A 12,424-nucleotide genomic window follows, 5' to 3' on the forward strand; every position below is an offset into this window, starting at 1 on the left:
CTGGCATGTTGAATTTTTGCCCTGGCCTTGTCAATGGATGCAGGTGGGGATTTCGCGCGACGCGCTTCGGTGATGGCTAGGGGGGGAATAGCGGTCTTGGGTACTAATGGGAATTTGTATTAATTGCGAATGGTTTTGTATAGCATGCGCCGGAGTTTTTTGGCGGTTTCACCCCTTGTATTGGCCTATTCGTAAAGGTTTTTTCTCTCCATGCGCCGAACCCTGCTTTCCATTTGTGTGCTGCAAGCGTTGTCGTCTACCTCATGGGCTGAACAAGCGCAGGTAAAGCCCTCAACCCTTGAGTTGGGCACGGCCGATGTCATCGGCACCGCGACTTACGAAAGGGCAGATGGTCCGGTGCAGGGTTATCGCGCAACGCGCTCGGCCAGCGCCACGCGGACCGATACCTCGATCCATGAAACCCCGCAGTCGATCAGTGTGGTCGCCAAGGATGCGGTGGAGGATCTTGGAGCCACGCGTTTGCAGGACGCGCTGGACTACGCCGGGGGCGTGGGGCGGGCGAACAATTTTGGTGGGCAGGGGCTGACCACGTTTACCGTCCGTGGCTTCACTACCGGCGAGTTTTACCGCAACGGTTTTCCCATCAATCGCGGCTATCCGAACATGCCGGATGCCAACACCATTGAACGCCTTGAAGTGCTGCGCGGCCCGGCAACCATGCTTTATGGCCGAGGTGATCCTGGCGGTACTTTCAACGTGGTTTCCAAACAGCCGTTGCCCGAGCGCACGGTCACCCTGGGCAGTCAACTGAACGACCAGGGCATGAGGCGCGGCACGTTGGACGCTTCCGGGCCGCTCGACGAAGACGGGCGCCTGGCCTATCGACTGAACGTCGTGGGCGAGGGGGGCGACACCTTCCGCGATCATGTCGACACCGAGCGCTACGGTGTCACGCCGGTGCTCAGCTGGCAGGTAAGCGACGCGACCAGGCTGATTTTCGAAGGCGATTTCATGCGTAACAACGCGCCTCTGGATCGAGGCGTTACCCGTTACGCGAAGCAGATTGGCAGCGCTTCTCGCGACAGTTTTTTCGGTGAAAAAGACGTTGGCAAACTGCACAACGACAACAACATGGCGCAACTGCGCTTCGAACACCTGCTCAACGACGACTGGACCCTGGGGGGTGGTGTGCAGTGGCTTGAAGGTTCGCTCAAGGGCAACGCGGTCGAGGCCAACGGTATTGCCGCTGACGGCCGCACCTTGGGGCGCAATTTCAACTATCGCAAGCTGGAGTGGACCGACCGGGATGCCCAGCTCAACCTGACCGGCCATTTCGATACCGCCGGTTTGCAGCACACTTTGCTCACCGGTATCGAGTACGAAGACTACGACTACCAGTCGATCATTCAACGCTCCAGTGGTGCTGTCGGTGCGTACCCCATCGACCTCTTCGATCCGCTGTACGGCCAGCCGCGTCCGGCCCTGACCCGCACGCCGACTCATGACAAGGAAAACCTCAAGACTTATGCCGCGTTCGTGCAGGATCAAGTGGCCCTGACCGACAAACTGAAAGTGCTGGCAGGGGCGCGTTTCGAACGCTTCGAACATGACTATGAAACCTATGTACCCGGCGGCAAGAGTTGGCAGGCCAGTGACAACGCGGTCACACCGCGCATTGGCGTGAGCTACGACTTGACCGAGACCTTGGCGCTCTACGCCGATACCGCTCGCTCGTTCAAACCCAACACCGGCGCCAGCCGGCTCGGCGGCGGGTTTGCGCCGGAGAAGGGCAAGTCTTATGAAATGGGTCTCAAGTGGGAAGCACTGGATCAGCAGTTGAGTGTCGACGCGGCGATCTATCAGATCGAAAAGCGCAACGTCTTGACCACCGACCCTGTTGACTCGACCTTCAGCGTGGCCGCCGGTGAAGTGCGAAGCCGTGGTTTCGATGTCAACGTTGCCGGCAACCTGACACCCGAATGGCGCGTGATCGGCGGCTACGCCTATGTCGATGCCGAAGTCACCAAGGACAACGTGCTGCGCTCTGGCACGCGGCTGCTGAACATCCCGCAAAACAGCTTCAGCCTGCTGAATATGTACGAGTTCCAGGACGGCATGCTCAAGGGCCTGGGCCTGGGGAGCGGACTCAGGTACGTCGACGAGCGCGCCGGGCAAACCGCCAATACCGGGTTTTCGATGGGCAGCTACACCGTTGTCGATTTGCTCGGTTTCTACAAGGTCAATGACAAGGTGCGGCTGAATCTGGATCTGAAAAACCTGTTTGACCGTGATTATGAAGAGGGCGCGTTCGGCAACGTTTATGCTTATCCGGGGGCTCCGCGAACGCTGCAGGTCGGCATTGCCTACACCTTGTAGTGGGTGTGTTTTGCTGGCACGGGCCGAGCTTGTTCCGCTGACACGATGGTAATCCTGCCTGTTTGCAATGGGACCTTGTGCCGGTGATACACAGCAACTCCAAAACCAAGAGAGCCTCGAAATGAGTCGACCGTACAATTTCCTTGTCGCCCATCTGAAAAAGGAGGGTTCGGCACAACTGCCTGCCGTCAGCGTCTCTTTAAGGGAATGGTTTGGGCAGTTGGGAGTGGCCATTGAACGCTTCGGTAACAATGCCGGGAAAGTCGTCAAGTTCTCTGAGAAAAATCATGAAAAGAACTTGCTGGCTCCCGATTCCGCAGGAGTAACGCTTTATTCCGAGCGAATCTGGTCAAAGGATGAATGCGACGAATCGATGAACTGTCATGTCAGTGCCGTTTTCCTGCACGACAATGGCTTGCTCTTGAGCGTCGCAGACGAGGTCATGAGTCTCGAGCAACTGATCGAATCGTTCTGGCGCCTGGAGGACTTTGCCGAGCTCTTTGAATATCTGTATGCCTATCAGGAAAGCCAGGGTTACGGAACCGGGTTCGGCTTGGGCTTTTACACCCCGGACGAGTTACACCCTTTGATGTGGGAGGGGCGTAACCAGGTCGGCAAATGGGCAGCGTCCACTCGAAATTCAGTCGATGCTCACTACATCAGGGATGTTTTTGACTTCAATGGGTTCAGTGAGGAAAAACTGAATGCCTTGCCAGCGCAAAAGCAAAGCGCACTGGAGTCGGTGATGAATCGGTTCGGTGAGCGTCAGTTGCAAAACGGCTGGAATGTCTGGCGCATGACTGGCGACGATCAGTGCAACGCCAGAAAAGAGCTGATTGCCAGCGATGTGCTCGCCGCCTTCTCTGCATGAGGGCCGAGTGTTGGCATTGATGCGCAATTGCCCCACCTGCTGAGGGCAAGACTGCCCCAACTTGGATAGGTAGATACCGCGCACAGACGGCCTTAGCCTTGAAGGCTGCTTGGGTCAGCGGTTTTTCGGCAGATGGGTCAATTCTTCATCAGCGCCTACAACCCTGGCGCCACTACCTTGTATTGCAACACTCATCCAATAATCGGTGGATGTTGAAGGCGACACTGGTCGATCTCAAAGGCTATCCGGATCCCCAAAAAACATTTTGACAGGGCTCTAGCACGGTAGTTTCAGTTCGAAAAATATTAATGTGCCCCCAATTTTGCCCCCACTCACAAGCCGTACACGGGCGATCACGAATGGCGATTCCAGATAAACACCAGCGTGGCTTTGGCTGGCTTTCAGTGTACTCCCTCAAGTCAGTATTTAATCTTTCTTGTGAAAGTCCTCAGCCTGCCTCGGCGTCGCGTTGCAGTATTTTATGCTGCAATGCAATGCGTCGGCAGCAGCCTTCCATCTGTGTGCAATCGCTCAACCATCCCCGGCTGGTGTTTCATTCTATGGAAGGGTATCGCCGGGGCGTACAAGGTGGGCTTCAAAGCTCAGCTAGGAATCAGCGATGACTTATCAGTCTTGATAGGTTTACAGAAAGCCTCAGTAGCAGATGAAAAAGAAGCTGCGGCTCAGATTAGGCAGACGGCCAGATCGCTAGTTTGGGCCAAGCGCTGATGAGTTGCACCAACATCCGGCGAGCATTCTCGCCTAAATAGGTCTGATTTCATTAGACCACTACACACTCAGTTAAAAGTCATGAATCCTTCCCGTAGAGTTAAGGTGCGGCCTCCGCAGCGGTGCGCGCGTTAGCGCACCCTAGGCCGGCAGCACCAGCCAGGTTCACGAGTGTCATGCTGTTTCCCTTACTTGATGTTGAAGTCTTCCGGTGTCAGGAATTCGGCAACACTGTCCGGCCAATAACCCTGACCATTGCGATCGCTTTTGAGCACCGCCAGCGCATGCTCTTTCAACATCGTGGCCGGACAGGTCAGGTACCACACGAAATCCGCATGGCGTCGCATCAAGCCCGTGCGAAAGCCGCGCGCCGGGTCCATCAGATCGACACGGCGCGGCAACGGCGACTGGGCGTGCAGCGGCATCGCCAGACGCCACCGTCCATCCTTGCCCTGGCTACGTTGCAGTGCCAGGTACAACGCGGGTGGTGGCTCGACCACTGCCTCGTCGGTCAGCGTCAACGCCAGGGTACAAGTGGGCACTGGTGTCAGGGCTATGTCGACCGCGGTAAAATCTCCTGCCTGTGTGTTCCACAGGCGGCGCGTGAGTAATGAATCAGTGTTGTCCGGTTTGCCGCGGAGCGCCGCGCTCACCTGCAGCACATCGCCAGGCTGCAGGTCTGCCGGCTCACCATTGGCTTCCACCAGCCGGGTCAGCGGCATTTCGTAGACGGTCGCAAGCTTGACCCATAACTCGCCCGCGACCGGCTTGTCTTTAACGTCGATGTGGCTGCCAAATTTCACCTCGCGTGTCTTGCCGCTGGCCGCCAGCAGTTTCAAGGTGACGCGCGCGACGTCCTTGTGTCTCTCGCTATCGTTAAGTTGATCCAGGTCGCCCGCCGGCGCAGCGCCTTTCGCTTCGGCCACCGCTTGGGCCAGTTCGTCCATGCGCCGCTCGTAGGCGATATCGAGCATTAGGGTGACCACCCCACGCCGGTTGACCCGGCCGCGGTCCGCCGACAGCACCAGACGCAGGTCGCCGCGCTGGTCGACGTCGTGAGGGTCGAGGTGGCCTGTCGCCTTGAGTTTGTCGACGGTACTGAACGGCGGGTTGGCGAGGTCTCGGTCATAGGTGGGGTCGCTGAAGATCAGCGTCGATGGGGTCAGCGGCAGTGAGCCTCGCGCCTGCAGCATCGGGTAAAGTGGCATGCGCAATGTCAGCGGCGCACGCTCGCTGCCACCCTCGACCAGTCGTCGCTGGTCCGGATCACCGCTGTCGAGCTTGACTTGCTCAGCGGGTTTGGTCGGTACCGCGCTCGACGAACAGGGCAGGAAAGTCCACTGCAGTTCCACTGGCGGCAGTACTGCCAGCTCAGCGAGCGCGCGTGCGATCTCGGGTAACACCGTTGGCGGCTGCGCCGACAACGGTAGCCAGACCGCACGCGGATCGAGGGTCAAGGCAATCGAGGCCATGCACCAGTTCCAGCCAGCTGCATTCTCGCAAGGCGCCTTCTGTATCCCATATGTCCATTTGACCTGCGTGGCACCCGCAGCCAGTACCAGCCAGTGGTAGGTGAGGAGATGGCCGCCGATTTTCAGTCGCGCACTCGACATGCCGTCTCGAAGGCCAAGCGCGGTGAACAGAAAAGCGGCCGGGCTGACCGGCATTGCCTCGGCAGGCTGTTGCAGGGCCAGGCGCACGACGATCCGGCACACCAGGCGCACCGAGCCGTCCCAGCGCTCCGATACCACGCTTGCGCTTTCCGGGCTAGCCACGACCTCGATCGCCCAGTCCTGGAACTGGTCGCCTTGGCCTTTATCTGGCCCGGGACCGAAGGATCCAGAGCCACCCTGGACGATGTCGGCGGAACCCAGCAAAGCGCTGGCCTGCGTCAGCGGGCGCGCCAGTGAAGCCTGTATACGGCGGTCGCGCGCGGCGTCGCCGCAATTGGCTGGCAGCTCCTTGGGCCGCGGTGTGCGCAACTTGCGCGCGAACGATGAGCTGGCCTGGGCCGGCGCGCCGAAGCGCGCATTCACCGCGTCGTAGGCGCGAATATCGCCTGTCGCCGTGCCATCGAACCGCGCGAGTATGCGGACTCGGCGCAGCGTCATTATACCGGCCCGTTCTCCGACGGATGCGCCCGCGACCTGGCCTGGCATGAAGGGTTGTGCCTGGGGGCCGGCTAACGCAACCGCCGCAGCGGCGGCTTCGGTATCTTTGTGCGGCACGCTACGCGGCGTACTCTCCAAAATGGCGCCGACCACCTCGGTGTCGACTGGAAGGCGCACCCGTGGCGGTGCCGGCTGCAGCCAGCCGATGGGTTCCCCACGCAGTTTGGCGACCTGCAGCGGCAGGTATACCGGCACCTGCGTTTGAGACAGCCACACCAGGTCCAGCGCCGGCTTTTCCAAACTCAGGTCGATTGGCGCCGAGGCACTGGCCGGCAACGTCAAGCGGCGTGCCAGGCCAGCCAGGCCGGAGCCCTCCTCATCGCGGATAGGCGTGCCCGGCCCCTCGTTGGGTGCGGCCAGCCAGCGCAGCAGGTTGTGTACTGCCGGCATGGCCGGCGCACCACGGCTGCCATCGGCAAACGCGACGGGAACGGCCGGATCGCCCATCTCGCGGTCGAGCGCCATCGACGCAATCGTGCCGTGCAGAAAGGTTGCCCCATCCGGTCCGTCATAGGATGCCAGTAGAAAACCGGTAGGGTCGGGGTCGAGGGTTACGGCGATCGCGCGAAGATAGGGCGCCATCGAGAGGTCGTTCGAAACTGGACGGGTGTAAGGGGAGGGTTGCCGCCGCACGCGGCTCCCCAATACGTACAGCATGTTCGAGGGCGGCCGCGGCGGCGTCTCAAGGGTCACCGGCGCGACATCGCGCATTTCGACTGCCGCGGCCAGGATAACGTCAGGGAACACGCGCCCGGACTCGATGCGCTTCAGTGTGCATGCCACCAGCGACAGCGCACGGATGTCCGTCTGGTCGGGCTTGTTGGCATACTTCGCAGGGGCGGCGTTCAACACGGCATTGACTGACACCGCCGCCGCCAGGAAGAACGGCGTTCCCTGCAGGCTGGGGTTGTTCTCCTGCGGACGTACCTCGAAACTTTGCTCGACCAGAACGGTGCCGATCATTTGCACCACGGCTGCTGTGTCCCACTGGCGCGTCAGCGAACCGGCCAGCAGGGCGGTCGCCAGCGCGTCCGACGACACATTGGCGGGCGACGCCGCCGTCGGACGGGTGAGTGCGACCGCGCGCGCGGCCGGGCCATCGTTCCAGGCAAGCTCGATACCCTCTTCGAACGTGTCCTGCGCGATCCGGATGCCGAGCCCTGCCAGTACCGGCAGACGCAGCAGCGGGGCGGCGATGTCATCTTGCGCGAATCGCAGCATCCCGACGAAGCCCCCCGCAATCATGACGGTGTCGCCCCCGTGCGCGGCCCAGAGCTTGCGGAACGGGGCGCCCAATGCACCCTGCAGGACGGTGGCGACGGCGCCGGCGCCGGCGCGTAGCATGCCCGGCTCTTCATCACCCTTTTTGCCATTGACAATGTCCCGCTTGTAGCGGGCCGCGAAGGTGCTGGCGTCTTCCTTGAGTTTTGCTGGCACAGGCGGTACCAGGCCGGCAGGGCGGCCCACAGCAATCGATTCGACGCCGGTCCAGCTCAAGGTCTTGTTGTCGCGCTGGAGCGTGTGGCGGGCCACCACTGGCGTCACCCAGACCGCCGTGTCGTGGGGCCTGAGGATGGCTGCCGCGACCGTGAGCGGTAACCGGTGGCCGGCTAAGGTCCATTTGACCCTGTGTTGCGCCGCACTGCCCGTGTCATGGCCAACAAGCACCCGGCCGCTGAGTGGGCGTGTTGTCGTCAGAGGCAGCGGTACCCGGGATGCCGGTGAGCCAACGTCGAGTGCCGGCCAACCGACGTCGTTGTCGGCGTCTATAGAGGCGTCGACAGTGGCCTGCCCCACCCATTTGCCCTCGTCGTTGGTGCCGACACTGAAGTGCATGTGCGCACCGGTGACGGTAATGCCTTTCCCGCACAGCCGGCCGGCGCCGCCGTTGTAAGCCTGTTTATCCTGCAACAGCACACCCTCGCACTGTCCGGCGGTGAGCTCCACCGTTCCATCAATCCGGTTGGGGTTGGGTACACCCAGCTGCACGACGAGGCCGGCCCGCACGCTGGCGCGCGCGCCGTCCGCGGCTACGTTGAAACCGGCTTTCAGCTCGTCTGAAATCGCGCCGTTCGCCTCGTCGGGCGGGTCGTCCCGCTTCGTGTTCGACGCCGTCATCCCGAGCAGCACCAAGGGTGCGTCCAGCCCCAGTGGCCAGATCACCGGGGCGGTGGCGCGATCGGCGTGCTCGCCTTGCGCAAATAGTTCGATCACCGGGTCCCATTCGAATTTGACGGGCAGATCTCTGAGCGGCTCGTTTGGGTCGAACAGGTAGCCGGCGCTCACGCAAGCACGTTTGATGCGCAGGCGCGACTGGCCAGTATCGGCTGGATTCGGGGTAGCGCGCATCACCACTTGCCAAGCGCCGTCCTCACCGGGTGCCGATACGATAGCCGGCCGCCCGAGGCCTACCATGACGCCCGCGACCTCGACGCCGAAACTGAGACCCTTCAAGGCGAATGTCGCACCTGTGGAGCAGCGGGCCGTGACCCGCACCCGTCGCCCGCGGGCGTTGTCCGCTGCGCGCAGCTCGAACCGCAAGGGGTGTGCCGTGTCGGCCAACGTGAAGGAGGCTGTCAGGCCGCTGGGGCCCGGGTTCGATAGGATCACCCGGATCAGGTTGCTACTGTCAGTGCGTGGGTCGAGCGCCAGGCGGCACAGCAGCTCGACGGATGACACCGCATTGGCAGTCAGCTTCAAATCGATCAGGCGCAGCGGCTCCAGGCGAAAGCCGAAGAAGGGTATTTCGCCGCGACCGAGCAGGATGGCAGCTTTGGCGGCGGCCATCTCGACCGGAGCGAAGCGCCATTCGGCACCGCTGCGCGCGAGTACTGCGTCCTTGTCTAAGGCATCGAAGGCGATCGACGCCTGCGGGTCAGTATCGAGCTGCGCAGTGTCGCCATCAAACAACAGATCCTTGAACCAGAACTGGAATCCGACGCCGTTAATGGTCGCATCGACTGGTTTTACCAGTGAGACCAGCCGTTTGCCCGCGGCGCTACCGCCCACCGTCACCGGACGCGTCATCAAGATGGAAGCGACGACCAGCGTTGCGGGACCAGCCCCGCTCATCGCGTTGTCGAGATCGATGCCATCTTGGCTGAAGGTGGCCGGGCTGAATCCGAGCACTTGAAAACTGTTTGCGTCGCCTGTCGCTGTTGTCTCCTCCAGCCTGAGCTTGTTGTCTTTCACCAGCCAGCCGTCGTAACCAGCCAATGCCCCGTTTCCTCGCACAGCGGCGCGTTTTCCCAGCGTCAGAGCGCCGTAGGGCAGTGGCGGCGGGAGTGGACTGTCGCCATAGTGGTCGATACGCAGTGTTGTTGACCAGGTCAGTCCGCGCACCAGTGTTTTTATTTCGACAGTCTTCGGCGCGTCGAGGGCCACAAATCCGCTCAGGTAGCTGTCTACCACGCGGCTGTTTTGCTGCTTGCGCTCCTGTTCGCGCCAGAAAGCGGCCAGTTGGGGCCAGTCGAGGGCGGTGGGGACGCTGCCGGTCGCCGGCTGCTCTAGCGACGGTGCCGGCACACCCTGTGCTGGCGGCAGGGCGGCAGTGGCAAAGGCCTCGTCGAGCAGCGGCAAGTCATAGCGCAAAGCAGCCTGGAAGACAGGTTGGCCATTGCCAGCCTTGGGGCCGGGCAGCATGCGTAGCTCAACGCCAGGCACGCCGACGCAGGCGAAACCGATGCCGCGTTCCGGTACCACGCCTTCGCGGCTATTGGCACCCCCTGCGCGCGGCCAACTCGGCACCGGCTTCAGTTCGAACGCTTTGCCGTCGACTCCCCGCAGTTCCAGTAAAGGAGCATGGATGGAGTGCGCCAGGAGCGCCAATGGCATGAGTACTTCTTTAGGGTTCGTCACGCTGCGTTCGAGCAAGGCGTAGGGATGCAGGTCGCGACTTTCGAGGGGACGCTGGGAGCCACCGGCCGCGCGTGTCATCGGCATGCCGGCGGCCAGCGGGATAGCGGGATGGCGCAGCCAGGCCACGGCTGGCCACGGCTTTTGCCGCTCCAGCGCCAAGTCGGGGAGCACTTTGCGCGCGGCTTCAAGCGCCGCTTGCGCGTCGTCAACACGATTCGACGCTGTTTCGGTACTGACATGCGCGGCTTTGAGTTGCTTGTCGGTTTGCGTTATTGCGCCTGCCAGCATCGGGTCCTTGCGCAATTGTGCAACCGGTGCCAGCGCCGCGCGCCATTCGACGTCGGATGCGGCAAGCTGCGCGCGCATTGTATCCACCCGGTTTTCGACGACACCCATCAGGAGGTTGCGCGGGTCGTCGCGGTTGGGTATTGCGTCGTAGCGCTCGTCGATGCACTGAGCGGACTCGACCAGCGCTTCGCGTGCTTCTTCAGGCTTGAGCAACTCATCGACCCAGCGCGTGCTGTCGGTACGAAACGACAGCGCCATCGTGTCCCAGCTGAGCTTCAGGTCGGTATCTTTCGTTTTCCGTTCGGCGCACAGAACGAGGTTGCTCAGCGTTGCGCCGAGCGCAGGTCGGGCAGCATCAAGTGATTCCGGGGTCAGCATGACCACGTCGACGAAGGCCCCGGGGCCGGCCCCCAGGCGCGGTAGCGATTCCTGTGCGTCGGGACGGTCGGCCGATAGCCACAGCAGTCCCCGGGCCGAAAGGACTGGATCGTGGAGGGTGATGACCGCGTCCTCCAGTTGGGCACCACCGCCTGATATGCCGGGACGAAGGCGTACCTTGCCTTGCACCCCGGACGCCTGTTCTACCGTTAAGCTCCATGGCGACTCGGCATCGCGCACCGTCGTCGCCTCGGGCTTGAAACCGGATTGCACGTCAGCAGAAATGCCAACGCGGCGCAGCCGGAAGAAGCCGTCGAGCACACCAGGTAGTGGCGCCGCCCGCGGTGCACCGGCGAGGACATGATCATTGCTGGTGTCGATCGGGCCCAGGTTAGGCACTGGCAGCTGCAGCCAGCCATTGTCGAGGGCAACAAAGGCCGGGATCAGGGGCCGTGCGTACTCGTCACCGAACGGCAGCCCCGCCATTCGGGCGGACGGCACCGGCGGTGGCGTCGCGATGCCATAGGCCCCACGCAGCTCGGGCACGAGACGCCCAAGGTCGAAGTCCAGCTCAAGCGGTTCGACCTCCATTGTCAGCGTTTTCGCATCGCATCGACACGCCAGCGACACGGCACCTTGCAGATTGCCTTCTTCGAAGGCGAACTGCACCCCCCGCGCGCCGTCGGCCAGCGCCACCTCGCTCACCTGCAGGGATTGCGCGCGCAAGCCGGCAACGCTGTCTATCGCCCCCAGAATCTGCGGGCTGACCAGCGCGACCTGGACGTCAGGTCCGGGCACCTCAACCGCATTCGCATCAAGGCCGGTCGGTTCGCCCGAGTTTGGCGCGCGCAGTACGCGCCAGGAAAACTCCGGCAAGGCACCGCCGCGGCGGCCCGCGAACTTGAGTCCCAGCATATCTTCACCGGAGTCGCCACTCTCCGGCACGATCGCTCCCCATGCTTTGGCCCACTCGGCAGGGTCGGCGGCGGCGAGCAGTTTAAGCCGCAATTCAAAACCCTGATTAACCGGCAACGCATGCAGCAGGACTCGACCGACCAGAGGCGCGGCTGCGGCGCGACCTGGGAATGGCAACGCGGCGTCGAACTCGATGCCGTCCGGAACCAGCCAGACCTTGGGCCAATTACTCCAGCCGGTGCCAGCTCCGACGACAATGCCCAGCTTACGCAACCATTTGAGCCCGAGCATGTCGAGATTGACGTGCAGGCCGACTCGGCCAGCGATCAGGCGCAGCGGCGGCACCGCAATTGCGTCGTCGACGACCTTCTGGAACCGGTCCTGCCCCTCATCGTCCAGGACCTCGGCCACTACATGCACGAACGGGGCCGCGCCGGCTGATTCGTCCGGGCCCTCGGTAACCGAGCGCAGTGCCTTGCCACGATCGACGGCGACTTCCTTGCCGTCCTCGTTCCAGCCGAACAGCAGGCGATCCTTGTCGATGTAATTGCCGTTCTCGTCAGTGCGCTGGCGGTACTGCAGGTTCTGGGCGCCGACCACCAGATGCAGGTCGAGCAAACGTGGCCGCACCCACTTTTCGTCGGGCATCGCCGGCTGGTCGGCTACCAACACCCGTACCGGGTGGACATGGTCGGCGGTGGCGCCGATTGCCTTATCATGCGCTCCTAGCGCGTTCCGCCATCCGAAATGGGGGGCACTGGCATGCAGGATCCAAAGAGGCCAGGCGTCATTTCCGCCAGGTACCTGCGGCCCGGCCAGCGTGACGCTGCGTAGCATGCCCGGCTGCTGCGCCAGGTCGTCGATGATCCGGTTCATG

At 62.3% G+C, this 12,424-nt stretch carries 3 protein-coding genes; 2 read left to right on the plus strand and 1 reads right to left on the minus strand.

The window, feature by feature from the left end:
• Positions 1–210: 210 nt before the first annotated feature.
• Both LOY69_RS14385 and LOY69_RS14390 read left to right on the plus strand, forming a co-directional pair.
• Complete coding sequence (locus LOY69_RS14385) at positions 211–2,337, plus strand: TonB-dependent siderophore receptor (protein WP_265074799.1); 2,127 nt, start codon at positions 211–213, stop codon at positions 2,335–2,337.
• Positions 2,338–2,458: 121 nt separating this feature from the next.
• Positions 2,459–3,208, plus strand: a complete 750-nt coding sequence (locus tag LOY69_RS14390; RefSeq protein WP_265074800.1) for a hypothetical protein — start codon at positions 2,459–2,461, stop codon at positions 3,206–3,208.
• A 917-nt stretch (positions 3,209–4,125) separates the two neighbouring features.
• Here the strand turns inward: LOY69_RS14390 and LOY69_RS14395 are convergent.
• The gene (locus tag LOY69_RS14395) at positions 4,126–12,423 is read right to left on the minus strand and encodes a hypothetical protein (protein ID WP_265074801.1); all 8,298 of its coding nucleotides are present in this window, start codon (positions 12,421–12,423) and stop codon (positions 4,126–4,128) included.
• Position 12,424 lies beyond the last annotated feature (1 nt).

Origin of the sequence: Pseudomonas sp. B21-059 (assembly GCF_026016285.1) — a bacterium.
GTDB classification, from domain to species: domain Bacteria; phylum Pseudomonadota; class Gammaproteobacteria; order Pseudomonadales; family Pseudomonadaceae; genus Aquipseudomonas; species Aquipseudomonas danubii.